The sequence below is a fragment of the Type-F symbiont of Plautia stali genome (assembly GCF_059731105.1).
This window is the reverse complement of record NZ_AP035909.1, coordinates 1,416,961-1,434,632: the sequence shown is the minus strand read 5'-3', so window position 1 is coordinate 1,434,632 and position 17,672 is coordinate 1,416,961. Positions and strand designations below refer to the sequence as shown.

Below are 17,672 nucleotides of genomic sequence, written 5' to 3'. Positions count from 1 at the left end.
CTAGTGGATCGCGGCAGAATGTCCAGAGTCCGCTATCGGGAGCCCGATAATATGAAACAGCCAGCAGCAAACTGGGTGGATCTCCGCCGTGACGCCATCAGCGGTATTGAGGCGCTGCGCGCTCATTTTACCGGTCACGCCTATGATCCGCACTGGCATGACAGCTATCTGATCGGTGTGACTGAGCAGGGAGTACAGCAGTTTCACTCGCGGCGCAGACAGCACCGGAGCCGACCCGGCACGGTGTTTATGCTGGAACCGGAAGAGCTGCATGATGGGGATGCCATCAACGAACAGGGTTTTACCTACCGTATGCTCTACCTTTCTCCACAGCAGATTGCACAGCATCTCAACCCGGCCGGGCGTGACGCGCCGCCCTCCCCCGCATTACAGTTTGCCGCAACGCTGCGCGACGATCGGTCGCTGGCCTATGCCGTCTGGCATGCCTTCGAGGCGCTGTGGCACAACCATCCCGCCCTGATCAAAGAGGCGGTTCTGGATCGGTTATTCGCTCAGCTTACGCCGCACCAGCAGATATTCCTGCCCGATCGCCACCCGGATAAAGATACGGTGCTGGCATTACAGGCGCGTGACTGGCTGATCGCCCATCATGCGGAAAATCCTGGCCTGGCGCAGATGGCACAGCAGCTGCAGGTGGACCGCTTCCGGTTATCACGCCTGTTTCAGGCGCACTGGGGCCTGCCGCCTCACGCCTGGCTGGTGCAGTGGCGGCTGAGCCAGGCGCGCCGGCAGCTGGCGCAGGGCCAGCCGGTTGCCGACGTGGCCGTCGCGCTGGGTTTTGCCGACCAGAGCCATCTGGGGCGCTGGTTTAAACGCGCCTGCCAGCTCACGCCGTCACGCTATCAGCACGCCTGCACAAATCTTCCAGACCCGAACTGACACCGTTGCCACAATGCGTTTTTTGAGTGAGGAGAAACGCAATGCAGGACTTACGATGTGTGATGATACTGAATGCCGCGCTGCCAGCCGGTAAAGCCACCAACGCCGCTGCCGTGCTGGCATTAACGCTGGGGCAGCGTCATCCGGAGCTGGTTGGCGACGCGCTGGAAGATGCGGAGCGCCATCCCTCCCCCGGTCTGATCAGCACCGGTATTCCCGTGCTGGCGGCCACCGATGAGCAGCTGCGGGCACTGCTGCTGCAGGCCGAAGAGGCCGGATACGATCGGGTGCTGTTTCCCGAAGAGGGACAGACCACCACCGATTATCAGGCGCTCAGCATCGCCCTGCGCCAGCAATCGCGGCGGCAGTGGCGGCTGCTGGGTCTCGCGATCGTGGGTGATAAAAAAGCGCTGCGTAAGCTGACGGCAAAGCTGGCGTTATTTGCCTGATCACCCTGCGGGGTGCCTGACTGTTTTTATCTGTCCGGTCGAATCTGCGGGTTGTATAGGTTCTCTGTACAGATTTTTTCTCGGAATAATCCTTATAAGCTGCTGAAAAGCGGCAAATAGCACATTTTGCAAAAGGATTCGATTGTACAGATTGGCTTTCATTGTATAACTTTACTGCCACGAGTTGTCATGCGACTCTGTAACGAATGATGCACTTGCGTCGCCTCTGAAGGTGTCAGTGGATTTCCACCTTCAGAGGTTATTTTTTATCTGCGTTATGTTCACGCTGGCACCATCGCATCTGTCCATGCGATGGTTTTTTTGATCGATTTTGTCCTGACATCCGAACCGGAATCGGGCTGTTATGAAGGGCTTACACATGCAAAATACACTTCCCCGGACTGACCAGGAAATTGCCGACTATTTCAATCCCGCAGCGAATAAACCCGCCAGCGAGATGGAAATGCTGGGTGTCCTGATCGCAGAAATCCTGCAATCGGGTATGCCTGTCAGTAATAAGGCCATTATTTCAAAGCTGATCCACCGGCTGGAACTGGAAAGCGACAGGGATTCGCTGGATATCTACCGTCAGCTGCTTGACTTGGTGGTCCACAAAACCCCGGATGACTTTTAACTGTAGTCGCGATTCCAGGGAGGGAATCCACCGCCTTTTTCTGGTATCTTCGTCGATCCCCCGGTAGTATCTGCCTCTCACTGTTTATCCCATTCTTTCCGCCTTCCGCGCGGGAGCAAAATAACTAAAGAGCCTGCAATCCTTTATGACCCAGACTAATGATGTTACCGCAACTGACGTTGTGGCGGGCGATATCAGCACGGGGCGCGTACTGCGTTCGCCTGCGCTGCTGACCCGCGAATGCCTGGCCGGTGTGATTACCGCGCTGGCCCTGATCCCTGAAGTGATCTCCTTTTCCGTGATTGCCGGTGTCGACCCGAAAGTCAGCCTGGTGGCTTCGGTGGTACTCTGTCTGACCCTGTCGATTCTGGGCGGTCGCCCGGCCATGGTCACGGCTGCCGCCGGTTCCGTGGCGCTGGTCATCGGGCCGATGGTGCATCTGCATGGCGTGGAATATATTCTGCCCGCCGTTGTGCTGGGCGGCATCATCCAGATTCTGTTTGGCCTGGCCGGTCTGGCGCGCATGATGCGTTACATTCCGCGCTCGGTAATGCTGGGGTTCGTGAATGCGCTTGGGGTCCTGATTTTCTTTGCGCAGGTGCCGCACGTCTGGGGTCAGTCACCCCTGGTGTGGATCTTCTTTGCCGTCACCCTGGCCATTGTGCTGCTGCTGCCGCGCCTGATAAAAAGTGTGCCCTCCCCGCTGGTCGCCATTGTAGTGGTGACGGCGGTGGCACTGCTGATGGGCTATCGCATGCCGAACGTGGGTGACGAGGGGCCGATGAGCCCTGGCCTGCCCGGGTTGAATACGCTGCTGGTGCCCCTGAACCTGCAGACGCTGCAGATTATCTGGCCCACGGCACTGAGTATCGCGTTTGTCGGGCTGATGGAGTCGCTACTGACCGCCAAACTGGTCGATGATTTGACGGATACCCCCTCCAGTAAGCGCCGTGAATCCTGGGGCCTGGGCGTGGCGAACATTCTGGCGGGCTTCTATGGCGGTATTGCAGGCTGTGCGATGATCGGTCAGACCATCGTCAATGTGGAACTGGGTCGGGCACGCAGCCGGGTCTCTACCGTTGCGGCCGGTCTGGTGCTGCTGTTACTGGTGACCGGACTGAGCCAGATTATGGCGCAGATCCCGATGGTGGTTCTGGCGGGCATCATGATGGTCGTCGCGGTGAAAACCGTTAACTGGCACAGCCTGCAGCCCGCCACCCTGAAGCGTATGCCGTGGTCAGAAACGCTGATTATGGTGCTGACGGTGGCGGTCACGGTCTGGACGGGCAATCTGGCGCTGGGTGTGCTTGCGGGGGTGATCCTTGCCATGCTGCTCTTTGCCCGCCGCATTGCGCATGTTATCCATGCAGAGCGTCACCTGAGCGATGATGGTCAGTCGGTGCGCTATGTCGTGCGCGGCCCGCTCTTCTTCGCCAGCAGCAACGACCTGTTTGAGCATTTCGATTACGCTCACGATCCCAAAAAGGTCACGATCGATTTAACCCATGCGCAGATCTGGGATGCGTCCAGCGTCGCGGCGCTGGATGGCATTGAGTATCGCTATCAAAGATATGGTGCCGAAGTGACAATTGAGGGGCTGGATTCCCGCAGTACCGACTTCCATCAACGTCTGACCGGTAACTTCGGTTAACGTGCGCGGTTCTGCTGCCTCTGCGGCAGCAGAACCTGTTACGCCTGCTGACGCCGCGTCCGGTAGCGGCCGACCATCGTCATGAGAGCCTGATAGATTAATCCCGCATAGAGACTCATCAGAATTGCCAGACCCGGCGCTTTGCCCTGCTCCTGCCATGACATAAACCACATGAACACGCCCCATAAGAGAGAGAAGACCAGCCAGCCGCGGACGAACTTCATTATGCCATTCATAACCACTCCTCTTAATTGATGCGCTACCTTAGCGATCTCTGGTCTGAAACGCATGGTTACCGTGCACAAGTTGCGAAGCATCTCAAATAATCGACAATAACATTGCCGTCTGCTTCGCGTCAGGCGTTTTGACGGCGCTTATCTATACTTAACGCTCCGCTTAACCGATCAGGGAATTACGATGAAACGTACTGCTTATCTGTTATCGACGCTGACCATCCTTGCTACGCTGACCGCCTGCGCACCGACCCCACCGCCCAGACATGCACCGCCGCCGCCTCCGCCAGGCAAAGATGCCCCGCCACCGCCGCCGCCGGGTGGACAGGCACCGGTGGGCGCACCCGGTGGCGTCGGTCCTGCAGGCCAGCCTCAGGCCTGATATTAATCAGCCAGCCTGCCCTGCAGGCTGGCTGATGCCGCCCCCGCATGGGACGTTACCCATTCTGCCGGCAGGCAGCGACGCTATTCCCCCATCCTGCCCCTGTTCACTCTCATTACCCGACGGCTGATCTGGCAGCGAAAGCGTTACGCCTGACACAACACTGATAACGCGATGCTGTCCGCTACATCAGGTCGGTGCTCTGCGAGTGTTCCAATCATGCTGGCTATGGCCTCACCCGTCACCGGCATATCATTGGCTATTAGTTGCCAAACAGCCTCACCCATTGCCGTGCATGCTGCGTCATATACTGCGCTTCGAAGTTATTATCCATAGAGCCTCCTGTTAAATGTGAGGCATCATACTAAAAATAAAGCGTACAAATTAAAGTGCGCATCTAAAAATTTTCGAGGCTCATTCCGTGATTTTCTATCTTATGGCGAGGCATGGCATTCCCAAAAGACAATTCTTTATTTAGAACATCAAACAGATTGCGAACCTGAATCAAAAAAAACCTCTAACACAGCGGTTATGTTCGTTGCTGATATAAAAACCAGCAACCATTGGTTCACAAAGGTTTAAATTATGAAAATATTTGTTATAAATTTAGCTCGGTCCCCCGAAAGGCGGGCATCCATCGAACAGCAACTGTCCCTGCTTCAGCTTGATTATGAAATCGTTGAGGCTGTAGACGGTTCTCAACTTAATTATGATGAAATCGTGAAGCATACCAAAACACTTAATTACGCGGTAACCTCTGGCGAAATAGGTTGCGCTCTAAGCCACATCAAAATTTATAGAAAAATTGTCAGCAACAATATACCCTTCGCGTTAATACTTGAAGACGACGCACAACTTGATTACCAAATCATTCAGGTTATGCATCATTTAAAACAAAAACAAAACCTATACCCTACGGTTACCCTGCTAACTGAAGTCTCACAATATATCTCCAAGCCAAGATGCATATTAGGCCAAAAATTAAGCATTCATAGTGTGCTTGAAGCATCGTGCTCACATGGATACATCATCAATAATCAAGCAGCTAAAAATCTCGCCACTTTTCTTTATCCCGTTTGGATGGTGGCTGACAGATGGCAAATACTAAAAGAGTATTCCGTTTGCAATGTTGAAGCTGTAATACCATCAATAATAAGAAAGACAGAACACTCTCACTTTTCGACAATACAATCGCATAAAAATTGCAAATGGATAATAGAGAAAAAAGAATATGCCTGGAGTGAAATAAAGAAACGCAGACCATTAAAAATCAAACTCAGGCGTTTAATCTGGACATCTTTTATGAGAGCTTTTATCAAAATAATTAAGTAAACCATTATTTAAAAGGATTTTGCATACAATGCATTTTGAACAGAAAAAACTTCACTCAATACAATCTATGCGCGGTCTCGCGGCGATGCTGGTCGTAATGTTTCATTTCCGAACCGATTTGGCATCGGACATTCCTTTGGCTAATTGGATTTTTGCTCAGGGTGCAATCGGCGTTGATCTGTTTTTTATTATAAGTGGGTTTATTTTTTATTATATTTCTCTAACCGAAAATGGTGGAATTAAATCCTCAGCCGTATTCTTCACAAAAAGAATTTGCCGTATTGTTCCACCATACGTCATAGCGACAATTTTTATAGCAGGTAACTCATGGGATAAATGGTATTCAGCCCTGCATGCTTTCACTTTTCTTCCAGCTGACATTATGCAACCTGCCCCCTTCTTTGGTTATCCGCGGCTTTTTGTTGGTTGGTCGCTTAACTATGAATTTGTCTTTTATAGCATCTGTGCTCTCGCCTTAATTTTTAGGAATTATAAAAACCTAGTTATCACGTTAATTATTGCATGTTCCGTCTCACTTCCAGTCGCTACTCATGGTTATAGGACTTCATTGACCAGCATGAATTATGGATATTATGGATATTTGGCACTGATAACTAATGGGATGATGTTAGAGTTTTTAGCTGGTCTGTTTATCGGGTACATAGCAATTAACTTCAGACTATATCACTCAAAAATAGTTGGCAGAGCAGCAATATCACTAACCGCGCTATATTTTACATATATTACTCTAGGCTTTGGCAGCCTTCCGGGAAACGGTAGTTACGATTTCTTTGCCGCTTCTTTTTTCTTAATACTAACAACTATCAGTTATGAATATCAGTATGGAATCAGACCTCCTAAAATTCTAACATCGATTGGTACCGTATCGTTTTCTGTTTATTTGATGCATCCACACGGTTTATCAATAGCCAGAAAAATTATAGCCCAACACTATCACGGGCTATATTCAGGTTTAATAGCATTTTTGTTAGCTCTGACCCTTACGGTTTTATTTTCTATAATATTCTATAAGCTGTTTGAAACTAATCTTTGCAACCTCATAAGAAATAGACTCATCCCCAAACCTGATAAGCAAGCAGTTTTATAGGGTTTAAATTGATCCGTTAGAAATAGCGGTGATTTTAAATTTTAGGCTGGCTCGTCCATGAGGTCGGGCTTACTTTGTCCTCGTCGCTGATCATGTCCAATTGTAATTCTGTTCGCTAATCGGCTGTTACCTCACTGGTAGTGATTAGCAAGTTTTGACGCTGTTGCTCACCCCTCGCCTGCCAGTCAATCGCAGGACTGTTGAAACAGGTCTGACGCTGTCATCCGTAGTGAATATTCTGCCACTAGCCTGCCCTTCAAACAGTTTTTCATATTGACTGCCCGAAATCAGAATCGCATCGCTGGACCAGCCAGTTAACGACGCCGTGTTAATATCCCGATCATACCCACGAGAAATCCGTCGGGCTGAGCACTTTAGTGCTGCGCGTGAGGCGGCAAAATTAAAATTTCCAGAGTTACTGTTTGATTTCACATTCCATGATCCGAAGACTAAGGGAGTTTCCGATCTGGAGGGTACCTTTACGAGAAAAAAGCAATAACGGGGCATAAAAACGTGGAGCAGACAGCCGCTTATGACAGAAAAATAGTGGTGGTTCCAGTCGTTGGCGGACAGGTGAAAGGGAAATAATATCAGGAATGGATATCAGGAAGATGAATTCAGGCACAAAAAAACCGCCCTTATGAGGCGGTCATACGACACTGCTTATCATTGATTTTATTGGTAAATCGATATGGTGCCCGGGGCGGGACTTGAACCCGCACGACCTTACGATCGAGGGATTTTAAATCCCTTGTGTCTACCGATTTCACCACCCGGGCAGGGTGTAACTGGAGGCGCGTCCCGGAGTCGAACCGAGGTACACGGATTTGCAATCCGCTGCATAGCCACTCTGCCAACGCGCCTTAAACTGATGTGCCGCCAGGTTATCCTGACCTGCGAATCTGGAGCGGGAAACGAGACTCGAACTCGCGACCCCGACCTTGGCAAGGTCGTGCTCTACCAACTGAGCTATTCCCGCAATTTTCAGCAATTTCGTCGAACCTGCTGATTTTACTTATCTTCTGACAGACACGCTGCCTTTCGATGCGTTGCATTCTACTGACCTGACGCGATGAGTCAATAAAATTATCCTCACCGCCTGTCCGTTTGCTGCTTTTTAAATCGTATCGATCACGGTTCGAGCAGATCGCCGCGCGCCGCGCTTAAATACTGGAACATTGACCAGAAAGTCAGCACCGCAGCCACATATAATGCGACGACACCCACCGCCACAATGGTGGCATCCGGACGCCACAGCAAGGCAAACAGTGAGAACATCTGAGCCGTGGTTTTGACTTTACCAATCCAGGACACCGATACGCTGCTGCGTTTGCCAATCTCCGCCATCCACTCACGCAGCGCAGAGATAATGATCTCGCGCGCAATCATGGTTGCGGCAGGAAGAGTAATCCACCAGGCGTGGAAATATTCTGCGACCAGCACCAGCGCAATCGCGACCATGACTTTGTCCGCCACCGGATCGAGAAAAGCCCCGAAACGCGTCGTCTGCTTCCAGCGGCGCGCCAGGAAGCCATCAAACCAGTCGGTGATGGCTGCAAAGACAAAAATCAATGCGGTAGCAAGCGGTGCCCAGGTGAACGGCAGATAGAAAGCCAGCACAAAGAACGGGATGAGCACGACTCGAAACAGGGTGAGACACGTCGGAATGTTTAATTGCATATGCCGGTAACTGTCTGGATATAGGTAGAATTTAGCCTATGTTCCTACATTGCCCCCCCCGTTTCAATGCTAGTGTTTCAGTGAGTAGTATATTTTTTCTGCCAGCGCATGAGAGATACCCGGCACATTGGCGATCTCCTCCACCGACGCATTCATCAGCGGTTGCAGGCCCCCCATGTACTTGAGCAGTTGCTGACGTCGTTTTGGCCCCACCCCTTCGATACTCTCGAGTGCACTGGTGTTCTTTACTTTCGCCCGTTTTTTACGGTGGCCCGAAATCGCATGATTGTGAGCGTCGTCACGAATGTGCTGGATCACATGCAGCGCGGGCGAATCAGGCGGCAGCGAAACGCCCTCACCTTCTGCTTCAAAGAAGAGCGTCTCCAGTCCGGCTTTGCGATCGCTGCCTTTAGCCACGCCGAGCAGAATCGGCCGCGTCTTATCCCAGGGCACGTCCAGTTCCGCAAAGACCTGTATCGCCTGCGCCAGCTGCCCCTTGCCGCCATCAATCAGAATGACATCCGGGATCTTCTCTTCCTCAATGGCTTTGCCATAGCGACGACGCAGCACCTGGTTCATGGCGGCGTAGTCATCGCCCGGCGTAATGCCACTGATGTTGTAGCGGCGATAATCGGCGCGCAGCGGACCATTCTGGTCAAAGACCACGCAGGAGGCGATGGTCTGCTCACCCATGGTGTGACTGATATCGAAACACTCCATGCGCGTGATCCGGTCAAGCTCAAGGAACTCCGCCAGTGCCATCAGGCGTTGATGAATGGTGGAGTGCTGAGAGAGACGCGTGGTTAACGCGGTCGCGGCATTGGTGCGCGCCAGCTTCAAGTAACGGGCGCGATCGCCGCGCGGCTTGCTCTGAATATTAACCCGGCGTCCCGCCAGTTCACTCAGAGACTCAGCCAGCAGCTCGCGCTCTGGCAGGGTAAAGTCCAGCAGGATGTCACCTGGCAGGGTGCGAGCCTCGCTGCCCTGCAGATAGAACTGCCCGACAAAGGTCTGCACCACCTCGGCCAGATCGGTATCCACCGGGACTTTCGGGAAGTAGCTGCGGCTACCCAACACTTTACCCTGACGAATAAAGAGCACGTGAAGACAGGCCATACCGGCGTCGTAGGCCACGCCCATGACATCGAGGTCATCACCCTGATTTGAGACAAACTGCTTTTCAGTGATCCGCCGCACAGCCTGAATCTGGTCGCGCAGTCGTGCAGCCTCTTCAAAACGCAGTCCGCTACTCGCCTCTTCCATGCGTCTGACCAGCTGATTAAGCACCTGATCGTCTTTACCGGCCAGGAACAGGCGCACATAGTCGGTCTGCTGCGCATACTCCTCTTCACTGACCAGCCCGGCCACACAGGGACCCAGGCAGCGGCCTATCTGATATTGCAGACAGGGCCGGGAGCGATTGCGGTAGACGCTGTTTTCGCACTGGCGGATAGGGAACACTTTTTGCAGCAGGCCCAGGGTTTCACGCACCGCGTAGCCATTCGGAAACGGGCCGAAGTATTCGCCTTTGGCATGTTTTGCGCCACGGTGCATCGCCAGACGTGGATGGGTATCGCTGCTGAGGAATATGTAGGGATACGATTTATCATCGCGCAGCAGGACGTTATAGCGCGGCTGATAGAGCTTGATGTAGTTATGCTCAAGCAGCAGCGCTTCGGTTTCGGTATGGGTTACGGTGACATCGATGTGCTGGATATTGCTGACCAGCGCTTCGGTTTTGCGGCTGCCGACCTGCGTGCGGAAGTAGCTGGTCAAACGCTTCTTCAGGTCTTTGGCTTTGCCCACATAGATGACGGTGCCTGAGGCGTCATACATGCGGTAAACACCGGGCTTGCTGGTTACCGTACTCAGAAAAGCTCTGGAATCAAAAACGTCATTCACTACTGATTAACGGCTCCGCATTGTAGAGGCCATGTCGAATGGCCAGATGCGTTAACTCGACGTCGCCACTGATATTCAGTTTGCTGAACATCCGATAGCGGTAACTGTTAACGGTTTTAGGACTGAGATTTAACTGCTCGGAAATTTCCGTCACCTTTTGTCCTCGGGTGATCATCAGCATAATCTGCAATTCCCTTTCCGACAAACAGCTGAAGGGAGATTCCGCTTTTTGTGGTTCAATCTGGCTCAGAGCCATCTGCTGGGCGATGTCTGACGCGATGTAGCGCTGGCCGGCATTGACCGAACGAATCGCGTTGATAACTTCCTGCGGCGCGGCCCCTTTACTGAGGTAACCCGCAGCCCCCGCCTGCATGACTTTGGCAGGCAGCGGATTTTCGGTATGGATAGTCAGCATGATAATTTTGATATCAGGGTTGTAGCGCACGATTTTTCGCGTCGCTTCCAGCCCGCCAATACCCGGCATATTCATGTCCATCAGAATGACATCCACCTGATTGGACCGGCACCATTTGGCCGCATCCTCGCCGCAGTTAACCTCTCCGACCACGGCCAGCCCTTTAACATCCTCCAGGATACGACGGATCCCGGCACGGACAAGTTCATGGTCATCAACAAGAAGCACACTGATCAACGGGGAAACTCCAGAGGCTAAAAAGAGGAAGCAATCAGGTAATGTGAGCGGTAATCATACCCGCTTTTGCCCCAAAAGCACATCAACAAAGCAAAACAGTGGACGCATTGCATCATTACCCTCAGCCGGGCGTGGCGCGTCGCATCAGACTTTTCTGCTCATCATCAGCATCGTTGCATATTGATTAAATTCTCTGTATTTCAGAAGATTAACAACCGCGTTCGGTAAACATGTCTACAACGCATTGCTGTCCGCTCCGGGCCAGTTAATCGTGTGATTACTTTCAGCGATTGATTAGTTGTGCTGGACGAAACAGCCTTTAACGGCAAAGCGGACCGGCACCATCAGCAACTTACCTCCCCTGTGGTATACTCACGCACTGCTGTGCGGACAGATTGCCGACACGTTGTCATTCACCAAGGAGAAACTCATGAGCGATGAAGATTTTGCAACTTCCCAGGAAGCCCGGAAATTAGCGGATGAAATCGCGGGGCTGAAGATGATGATCACCCTGATTCTGAAAGGGATGGGTCAGGCTGATGCGGGAAAAGTGATTATTAACATGGAACGCTATGTACAGACGCTGGGCGACAAACCGCAGGCGGAAGTGTTCAGCAATACCATCAAGCAGATTAAAACCGCCTACCGTCAGTAAGCGTGTTGTGTTGCCCCCAGCCGCGGGGGCAATTGACCTAATTATGCGACTGCCAGTTGACCGACACACCCAGCGTCGGCAGCACCTCTTCCGGGCTGAAGCGTCGGGTGCCCCGATACTTCTCTGCCAGCGCAGGCTGAGTCACCGGAATACGGATCGCAAACAGATTATCTTCTGACAGAATCAGGCCGGGTGTGAGTGGCTCATAGACCACCTGATGCTGCTCAAACATCTTCTCCAGCATTGGCGTTGCCGAACTGATGATGTACTCCATGCCGTGCAGTTCCGCCAGCTGTACCGCGTGCCAGAGTATGTTCAGCGGCAGTTCGGCATCCACATCCAGGCGTGCAGAGAAGCGCGACATTTCCCAGACTTTCTCATGGCTGAAGGGCAGCACGATGCCTTCACTCTGCTCAGGCTCAAACCAGGGCATCAGGCGGGCACAGCCGCAGATCCCTGCACGGGCATTCCATGCGATCAGCCAGGTCACATCTGAACGATCGTAGCGATCATACTCCTGTCCTGGCGTGCTCAGGCGCGGCGGAATAGACCACCCTTCGCCGCGCGCAAAGACGCTGTAACGGTAGCTGCCCAGTTCGGCGAGCAAAGAGGATGGCATATCCTTTAACTGCGTTTGCACTATTTTCATCATGCGCCTCTGACATCCCCATGTTGCAATGATTTTTTGCGCCAGCCTGGCAAAGTTCCGGCGCAGGGTAGACAACTGACCCGTACAAAGAAACTGCCAAAGGTGGCAGTTGTTGATGTTCAAATCAGTCCGATTGCGGCTGCATAACAGGCAATCTGCGTTTTATTGGAAACATTGAAACGCTTTTGCATATTTTTTTGATGAAAGTTAACGGTATGTTCAGAGATGGATAAAATAAGTGAAATCTCGACCGCCGTTTTTCCTTCGGCTGTCCATTTCAGAATTTCCAGCTCGCGCTGACTTAACGCATTTTTCAGTACCATCATCGCATCATCGCTAAAGCGTTCCAGCGTATCCAGGCTTAGTTCCGCTAAAAGGTGGAGTTTCACCTCCAGCTCAGCATGGCAGAGCTGGACAGAAATGGGCTGTTGGGACGATATAGATAATATACCAATGACGCGATTTGGTGCCATTGCAGAGCAAGAAAAACCGCTCTGAAGCCCATATTCCCGCGACTCCCGCCACAGGTTGCCTGCGTCAGCAAACTGCGCCTCCGTCCATGCCATCCCCCTCCCAGGTCGCTGACACAAGCTGAGCACCGGGTCCACCGCGTAATAATTCTGCTTCTCATAGCGTTTAACCCATAATGTGGGATAGGTGCTGTATAAATGAATGCGCGGTCGGGTAAATGGCACCGGGTGCTGAATCAAAAAAGCAAAATAATCGAAGCCTAATGATTCCGTAAAATGTTGCAATAACGCCTTCAATTCAGATGAGGTCGTTAATGCCTGAAATTGTTCTTTCACACTGCTTCGCCAGGCGAAATAATTTTCACTACTCATATTGCCTCAGCATTATTTTCACCCGCCCTTCCGATGCTATTCAATCAGACTCATCAGAGAGTTTAAATTTTTCAGAAAAAATGAATATATCGTCAGAGATGAATCCGTTGCCTGATGAAGCGCCTTTTACCTTTCATCGTCATGGCGGAGTGAAAACGTGTCCCTGTCCGGGCAATGTGAGGTTGGTCACGCCATTTTCAATCACACCCTAAGAATAAGATTTTTCTTATAGGATTTCAATGCCTGTCACCTGGTAACACTTTATCGCAAATTTGCAAATGGAGCGGAAATAATAAATAGCGCTACTGCTTATTGAGTAAATAATGAGTAAACAAGACGTTAATTCAATTCGATTAACGCTGCCTCCCCAGGAACCGCCAACATATTTCTCATCAGGAAATAAGATCGGCGTTTTTAAACCTCTCCGGCATGCAGCTGGCTGCCGGATCATCCAGCCGCCGGGAAACGCGGCGAGGCAGGCGGAGAGGCTCGCTGGCCTGCCGCTGCGGGCTCAGGAGCGCAAATGTTGTGCTGCGTTTTTCTGCAGACTTTCGCCGGTTCTGTTGCTTAAGTTAACCCGCGGCTCCTGACCACCCTCTATTTTTCTTCTGCCATCCGGCGGCTTTTTGCTGTTTATCATCCTGACAGCCTGCAAAAGAAAAGATCAGGCAAAAACTGCTTCCTGATAAGCCTCACTTAACTCTTCAGCCTGATTTCGATCCCGTTAAAAGCGAAGCGGCTGTTGCAATAGCAGGCCCACCCTTTATCGTAGTTTAGTCAGCAGAATGACATTATAGATAGTCACCGGGTTAAACTATCTGAAAAATAATCCTGCCTGTAAAAAAACAGAGATAACGCCCCAGCGCATTTGTTAATTTTCCCTTCTCATTTCACTTAATTCGGCTGTCTGCATGGTGAAATATTTTCATTCTGTCGCTCAGTGACGAGTATTTGATGAGAGAGGAGAAAAAGGGAATAGCGCATTTATTCGGCGGACAGTTTTACTCTTTAAATAGATGGCACTAAAATCAAATGCCTTAATGTTGTTCTCTCAGCGAATGAATGATTTCCGGCCGGTGCCAGATTCCAGCAGATAACTGGACTGAATTTTTACAGATAGCCGATCAATTATTAATCAAAGATGGTATTAGTCCTGACTGATGATTTACCGGCAATAGCCCGCGCCCCGCATCCCCAGATGAAAATGTGAAGCGTGTGCCGTGTTGTAATCCGGGCCCAGCGCATTGCCAAACACCTCACATCCCCCCCGCCACAAGGTATGCAGCATGGCCGCTTTTTGCCCGGGCTGCTGCCAGTGACGACTGACCTCAAGCCGCTGACCATCTGCCAGCTGGAAGCCGGTCACATCCCAGGCATCGGCGGTGGCATGTTCACTCAATCGCCCCTGCGCGCGATGATAAATGTTACGGCAGGCGTAGCTGCCAACATGCGTAATCCGTACCAGTGGACTCTGCATATCCCTGGCGGTCTGTTGACGACTGCGCAGGGCATACATCGTACTGGCAACCGCCATCGGACAGCTCGCCAGAAAGCTGCTGCGGAGGCTCACCGGACCAAATCGCTGAATGCGCAGCGGGTCGCTGAGGGGACAGTTGCCCGTTACTGCCGGTCGTTCGCTGAACGTCACCCACCCGGCCTGCTGAGCGCGGCGCATCACGGCAAGGCAGGCATCGGGATCGCCGGCCAGCCGTTTCATCTTAATCCGGGTCATCCAGCCCGGAGGATCGGTAACGGCGAGCGGGGTAAAGGGATTGAACTGCGGTGGCAGATGCTGCTTCAGCCATGGCAGGCTCATCCAGCCCAGCGCGATTAACAGCAAAAACAGGATAAGCGTGCGCATAACCCCTCTCGCAGCATGATGATTAGCAAACAAAAAGTGTAGAAGCCAGATTCACGCTGCGCTGTGCAACTGACATAACGTGATGAATCCTTACCCTGGCTGACGCACGATTAACCAGAATGCGCAACGATTGCTCTGGCTGACCATGGCCGGAGTCACATCAGGTAAAAAACTGTTACCGGCTTTGGGGTGACTTCCTCTATCTTATGCCGACCAGCCCTTCGGGTAAGGCTATTCATTATCAGCCAGCAGAGCTGACACAACATCAAGACAGGAAAGAGTATTCTATGGTCGATCAATCTAAAGATGCCCCCTTGACGCAGGAAGGCCCCGACAAGCTACGGCGCAACCTGCACAACCGACACATTCAGCTGATCGCCATCGGCGGCGCGATCGGAACCGGCCTGTTTATGGGCTCAGGTAAAACCATCAGCCTGGCCGGCCCCTCGATCATTTTCGTCTATATGATCATCGGCTTTATGCTGTTCTTTGTCATGCGCGCGATGGGAGAACTGCTGCTCTCCAATCTGGAGTATAAATCGTTCAGCGACTTTGCCGCGGATCTACTCGGCCCCTGGGCAGGCTACTTTACCGGCTGGACCTACTGGTTCTGTTGGGTGGTCACCGGCATCGCTGACGTGGTGGCCATCAGCGCCTATTTCCAGCTCTGGTTTCCGGGCTTCTCGATCTGGATGAGCGCCCTGCTCTGCGTGGTGGTCTTTCTGGCACTCAACATTGCGACCGTCAAGCTGTTCGGCGAGATGGAGTTCTGGTTTGCGATTATTAAAATCGTCGCCATTGTCGCGCTGATCGTGACGGGCATTGTGCTGGTCTCCATCCACTACCCCTCTCCGGGCGGCGGTACGGCGGCACTGAGCAACATCTGGGATCATGGCGGACTGTTCCCGAAAGGGCTCAGCGGCTTCTTTGCCGGATTCCAGATTGCAGTGTTCGCCTTTGTCGGGATTGAACTGGTTGGCACGGCGGCAGCAGAGACTCACGATCCGCATAAAGTCCTGCCACGCGCGATTAATGCCATCCCGCTGCGGGTCATCATGTTTTATGTGCTGGCGCTGATGGTCATTATGGCGGTGACGCCATGGACCCAGGTGATGGCCGATCGCAGCCCGTTTGTTGAGATGTTTGTCCTGATTGGCCTGCCCGCTGCCGCGAGTATCGTCAACTTTGTGGTGCTGACCTCAGCTGCCTCCTCCGCGAACAGTGGCATCTTCTCCACCAGCCGGATGCTCTATGGTCTGTCACAGCAGGGGGTTGCCAGCCGCGCCTTTGGCCGGCTCTCAGCCCGCGCCGTCCCGACCACCGGTCTGTTTTTCTCCTGCTTCTGCCTGCTGGCGGGCGTGGCGTTAATCTACCTGATCCCGGATGTGATGACGGTCTTCACCCTGGTAACCACCGTCTCGGCGATTCTGTTTATGTTTGTCTGGACCATTATCCTGTGCAGCTATCTGGCCTATCGCAAAAAGCATCCGCAGCGTCATGCGGAATCCGGCTTTAAGATGCCGCTGGGCAAGCTGATGTGCTGGGTCTGCATGGCCTTCTTTGCCTTTGTGCTGGTGCTGCTGACCCTGCAGGATGATACGCGCCAGGCGCTGATGGTGACGCCACTCTGGTTCGCCCTGCTGGGTGTGGGCTGGTGGCTGCGTCATCGCGGCTCACGCAGTCGCTAATTCTGCCTGTCAGAGAGGAAGCCCGGTCAGATGACCGGGCTTTTTTACAGGCGTTCGCCCAGCGCAGAAAAGCTGGCGGACAACGACGGCCGTTCAGAAGGTAAGCGCTGCGGCCGGGGATCGGGCTGCTGAGGCGTGCCAAGACCAAAGGTAAAGGTATAGTTTTCCCCTTCGCCCATACGCAGGTCAGCTATCGTCGTCTGCCCATCCTGCTCACGCAGGGCATAAAAACCGTGGCTGAACCAGGCGACGCGCTCTGCATACCAGCTGCCACGAAACCCTTTGTAAAGTTCGGGATGACGCGGATACCACGTCACCTGTAGCGGACGCGAAGGCGACAGTAACGACCAGTAAGCTTCGCCATAACGGTCGCCGGTCAGGATCACGCTGCGCCAGACCAGCGTATTGAACGCCGTTGGCGTCACCAGTACCTTATCGGTCGGAATCCCCTGCCCGGTCAGCGACTGCCGGATCTGCCAGCCTGCCACGCCCTGAATCACCACGCTCCAGACCAGATAAAGCGAACTCAGCGTTAATCCCAGCCGGTTGCCGCGCAGCCCCCGTTCACCGCCACGCCAGAGCGCCACAGCCAGCCCCACCAGCAGCGGCAGCGTATAGAGGGGATCGATAATGTAGATGCTGCCAATCGCATAGGGAAAGTCAGTGAGCGGCAGGCCAAGCTGGGTGCCATACACCGTCATCAGGTCGAGCAGCGGGTGCGTGATTAGTGCCAGCCAGATGGCAGGCCACCACGCCCGCCATGCCACCCGTTGACGACACAGCCCCGCCACCAGCCAGGCAACCAGCGGGGAGATCAGCGTGAGCCAGAGCAGCGCATGACTTTCGGTGCGATGCAGCGTCATGTTGCGTATTGCATCGCCATGATCGATAAAGACATCCAGATCGGGCAGGGTGCCGCAGACACCCCCAACCAGTGCCGCCTGCCAGATCGGAACCCGACGCCCCATCACCGCGACGCTGACGGAGGCGCCCAGTACCCACTGCGAAACAGAATCCATAGATTAACTCCGTTACCGAACCGTGAATCTGCGCG

At 52.9% G+C, this 17,672-nt stretch carries 17 protein-coding genes, 3 tRNA genes and 1 pseudogene; 10 read left to right on the top strand and 11 right to left on the bottom strand.

The window, feature by feature from the left end:
• The first annotated feature begins 51 nt into the window (after positions 1 to 51).
• From AC6I7A_RS06715 to AC6I7A_RS06700, 4 genes are all read left to right on the top strand, one after another.
• Complete coding sequence (locus tag AC6I7A_RS06715; RefSeq protein WP_058957996.1) at positions 52 to 900, top strand: AraC family transcriptional regulator; 849 nt, start codon at positions 52 to 54, stop codon at positions 898 to 900.
• Positions 901 to 941: 41 nt separating this feature from the next.
• A complete protein-coding gene (locus AC6I7A_RS06710; protein ID WP_009090963.1) occupies positions 942 to 1,349 on the top strand; it encodes a DUF2000 domain-containing protein in 408 nt (135 codons plus the stop codon).
• Between the two features lie 379 nt (positions 1,350 to 1,728).
• Positions 1,729 to 1,983: a biofilm/acid-resistance regulator YmgB/AriR gene (locus tag AC6I7A_RS06705; protein WP_033736573.1), complete on the top strand. Its 255-nt coding sequence runs from the start codon at positions 1,729 to 1,731 to the stop codon at positions 1,981 to 1,983.
• A 145-nt stretch (positions 1,984 to 2,128) separates the two neighbouring features.
• A complete protein-coding gene (locus AC6I7A_RS06700) occupies positions 2,129 to 3,634 on the top strand; it encodes a SulP family inorganic anion transporter (RefSeq protein WP_058957997.1) in 1,506 nt (501 codons plus the stop codon).
• A gap of 38 nt (positions 3,635 to 3,672) precedes the next feature.
• On the opposite strand, the gene AC6I7A_RS06695 is transcribed toward AC6I7A_RS06700, so the two are convergent.
• On the bottom strand, positions 3,673 to 3,870 hold the full coding sequence (locus tag AC6I7A_RS06695) for a DUF6404 family protein (RefSeq protein WP_009090969.1): 198 nt from the start codon (positions 3,868 to 3,870) through the stop codon (positions 3,673 to 3,675).
• A gap of 181 nt (positions 3,871 to 4,051) precedes the next feature.
• On the opposite strand from AC6I7A_RS06695, the gene AC6I7A_RS06690 reads away from it, so the two are divergent.
• The 4 genes and pseudogenes from AC6I7A_RS06690 to AC6I7A_RS06675 all read left to right on the top strand — a co-directional run.
• On the top strand, positions 4,052 to 4,249 hold the full coding sequence (locus tag AC6I7A_RS06690) for a hypothetical protein (RefSeq protein WP_009090971.1): 198 nt from the start codon (positions 4,052 to 4,054) through the stop codon (positions 4,247 to 4,249).
• A 585-nt stretch (positions 4,250 to 4,834) separates the two neighbouring features.
• Positions 4,835 to 5,581, top strand: coding sequence for a glycosyltransferase family 25 protein (locus AC6I7A_RS06685; protein WP_058957998.1), 747 nt, complete (start codon positions 4,835 to 4,837; stop codon positions 5,579 to 5,581).
• A 28-nt stretch (positions 5,582 to 5,609) separates the two neighbouring features.
• The gene (locus AC6I7A_RS06680) at positions 5,610 to 6,689 is read left to right on the top strand and encodes an acyltransferase family protein (RefSeq protein WP_058957999.1); all 1,080 of its coding nucleotides are present in this window, start codon (positions 5,610 to 5,612) and stop codon (positions 6,687 to 6,689) included.
• Between the two features lie 382 nt (positions 6,690 to 7,071).
• Positions 7,072 to 7,277 (top strand): annotated as a pseudogene (locus AC6I7A_RS06675) (integrase); the annotation flags it as partial.
• Positions 7,278 to 7,381: 104 nt separating this feature from the next.
• Here the strand turns inward: AC6I7A_RS06675 and AC6I7A_RS06670 are convergent.
• The 6 genes from AC6I7A_RS06670 to uvrY all read right to left on the bottom strand — a co-directional run bounded on the left by AC6I7A_RS06670 (position 7,382) and on the right by uvrY (position 10,923).
• Positions 7,382 to 7,468: transfer RNA gene (locus AC6I7A_RS06670), tRNA-Leu, on the bottom strand.
• Positions 7,469 to 7,478: 10 nt separating this feature from the next.
• Positions 7,479 to 7,552, bottom strand: a tRNA-Cys gene (locus AC6I7A_RS06665).
• A 40-nt stretch (positions 7,553 to 7,592) separates the two neighbouring features.
• Positions 7,593 to 7,668: transfer RNA gene (locus AC6I7A_RS06660), tRNA-Gly, on the bottom strand.
• Positions 7,669 to 7,820: 152 nt separating this feature from the next.
• The gene (gene pgsA, locus AC6I7A_RS06655) at positions 7,821 to 8,369 is read right to left on the bottom strand and encodes a CDP-diacylglycerol--glycerol-3-phosphate 3-phosphatidyltransferase (RefSeq protein WP_009090977.1); all 549 of its coding nucleotides are present in this window, start codon (positions 8,367 to 8,369) and stop codon (positions 7,821 to 7,823) included.
• A gap of 69 nt (positions 8,370 to 8,438) precedes the next feature.
• The gene (uvrC, locus tag AC6I7A_RS06650) at positions 8,439 to 10,271 is read right to left on the bottom strand and encodes an excinuclease ABC subunit UvrC (protein ID WP_058958000.1); all 1,833 of its coding nucleotides are present in this window, start codon (positions 10,269 to 10,271) and stop codon (positions 8,439 to 8,441) included.
• On the bottom strand, positions 10,264 to 10,923 hold the full coding sequence (gene uvrY / locus AC6I7A_RS06645; RefSeq protein WP_009090981.1) for a UvrY/SirA/GacA family response regulator transcription factor: 660 nt from the start codon (positions 10,921 to 10,923) through the stop codon (positions 10,264 to 10,266). Before uvrY ends, uvrC begins: the two co-directional genes overlap by 8 nt.
• Before the next feature lie 430 nt (positions 10,924 to 11,353).
• Here uvrY and AC6I7A_RS06640 point away from each other — a divergent pair, with 430 nt between their 5' ends.
• Positions 11,354 to 11,578, top strand: a complete 225-nt coding sequence (locus AC6I7A_RS06640; protein ID WP_003849983.1) for a DUF2594 family protein — start codon at positions 11,354 to 11,356, stop codon at positions 11,576 to 11,578.
• Between the two features lie 37 nt (positions 11,579 to 11,615).
• Here AC6I7A_RS06640 and AC6I7A_RS06635 read toward each other — a convergent pair whose 3' ends face one another.
• From AC6I7A_RS06635 to AC6I7A_RS06625, 3 genes are all read right to left on the bottom strand, one after another.
• Positions 11,616 to 12,227 (bottom strand): acyl-homoserine-lactone synthase, encoded by a 612-nt coding sequence (locus AC6I7A_RS06635; protein ID WP_033736343.1) that lies wholly within the window; start codon positions 12,225 to 12,227, stop codon positions 11,616 to 11,618.
• A 119-nt stretch (positions 12,228 to 12,346) separates the two neighbouring features.
• The gene (locus AC6I7A_RS06630; protein ID WP_009090985.1) at positions 12,347 to 13,069 is read right to left on the bottom strand and encodes an autoinducer binding domain-containing protein; all 723 of its coding nucleotides are present in this window, start codon (positions 13,067 to 13,069) and stop codon (positions 12,347 to 12,349) included.
• A 1,165-nt stretch (positions 13,070 to 14,234) separates the two neighbouring features.
• A complete protein-coding gene (locus tag AC6I7A_RS06625) occupies positions 14,235 to 14,930 on the bottom strand; it encodes an extensin-like domain-containing protein (protein WP_058958001.1) in 696 nt (231 codons plus the stop codon).
• A gap of 287 nt (positions 14,931 to 15,217) precedes the next feature.
• On the opposite strand from AC6I7A_RS06625, the gene cycA reads away from it, so the two are divergent.
• A complete protein-coding gene (gene cycA, locus AC6I7A_RS06620; protein WP_046101562.1) occupies positions 15,218 to 16,618 on the top strand; it encodes a D-serine/D-alanine/glycine transporter in 1,401 nt (466 codons plus the stop codon).
• Positions 16,619 to 16,662: 44 nt separating this feature from the next.
• Here the strand turns inward: cycA and AC6I7A_RS06615 are convergent, their stop codons facing one another.
• Positions 16,663 to 17,637, bottom strand: coding sequence for a metal-dependent hydrolase (locus tag AC6I7A_RS06615; protein ID WP_058958002.1), 975 nt, complete (start codon positions 17,635 to 17,637; stop codon positions 16,663 to 16,665).
• Positions 17,638 to 17,672 lie beyond the last annotated feature (35 nt).

What these genes read in the sequence shown, in the direction of transcription:
- AC6I7A_RS06715 (WP_058957996.1), top strand. Translation starts at nt 52, where the DNA reads ATGAAACAGCCAGCAGCAAACTGGGTGGATCTCCGCCGTGACGCCATC.
- AC6I7A_RS06710 (WP_009090963.1), top strand. Translation starts at nt 942, where the DNA reads ATGCAGGACTTACGATGTGTGATGATACTGAATGCCGCGCTGCCAGCC.
- AC6I7A_RS06705 (WP_033736573.1), top strand. Translation starts at nt 1,729, where the DNA reads ATGCAAAATACACTTCCCCGGACTGACCAGGAAATTGCCGACTATTTC.
- AC6I7A_RS06700 (WP_058957997.1), top strand. Translation starts at nt 2,129, where the DNA reads ATGACCCAGACTAATGATGTTACCGCAACTGACGTTGTGGCGGGCGAT.
- AC6I7A_RS06695 (WP_009090969.1), bottom strand. Translation starts at nt 3,870, where the DNA reads ATGAATGGCATAATGAAGTTCGTCCGCGGCTGGCTGGTCTTCTCTCTC.
- AC6I7A_RS06690 (WP_009090971.1), top strand. Translation starts at nt 4,052, where the DNA reads ATGAAACGTACTGCTTATCTGTTATCGACGCTGACCATCCTTGCTACG.
- AC6I7A_RS06685 (WP_058957998.1), top strand. Translation starts at nt 4,835, where the DNA reads ATGAAAATATTTGTTATAAATTTAGCTCGGTCCCCCGAAAGGCGGGCA.
- AC6I7A_RS06680 (WP_058957999.1), top strand. Translation starts at nt 5,610, where the DNA reads ATGCATTTTGAACAGAAAAAACTTCACTCAATACAATCTATGCGCGGT.
- pgsA (WP_009090977.1), bottom strand. Translation starts at nt 8,369, where the DNA reads ATGCAATTAAACATTCCGACGTGTCTCACCCTGTTTCGAGTCGTGCTC.
- AC6I7A_RS06640 (WP_003849983.1), top strand. Translation starts at nt 11,354, where the DNA reads ATGAGCGATGAAGATTTTGCAACTTCCCAGGAAGCCCGGAAATTAGCG.
- AC6I7A_RS06635 (WP_033736343.1), bottom strand. Translation starts at nt 12,227, where the DNA reads ATGAAAATAGTGCAAACGCAGTTAAAGGATATGCCATCCTCTTTGCTC.
- AC6I7A_RS06630 (WP_009090985.1), bottom strand. Translation starts at nt 13,069, where the DNA reads ATGAGTAGTGAAAATTATTTCGCCTGGCGAAGCAGTGTGAAAGAACAA.
- AC6I7A_RS06625 (WP_058958001.1), bottom strand. Translation starts at nt 14,930, where the DNA reads ATGCGCACGCTTATCCTGTTTTTGCTGTTAATCGCGCTGGGCTGGATG.
- cycA (WP_046101562.1), top strand. Translation starts at nt 15,218, where the DNA reads ATGGTCGATCAATCTAAAGATGCCCCCTTGACGCAGGAAGGCCCCGAC.
- AC6I7A_RS06615 (WP_058958002.1), bottom strand. Translation starts at nt 17,637, where the DNA reads ATGGATTCTGTTTCGCAGTGGGTACTGGGCGCCTCCGTCAGCGTCGCG.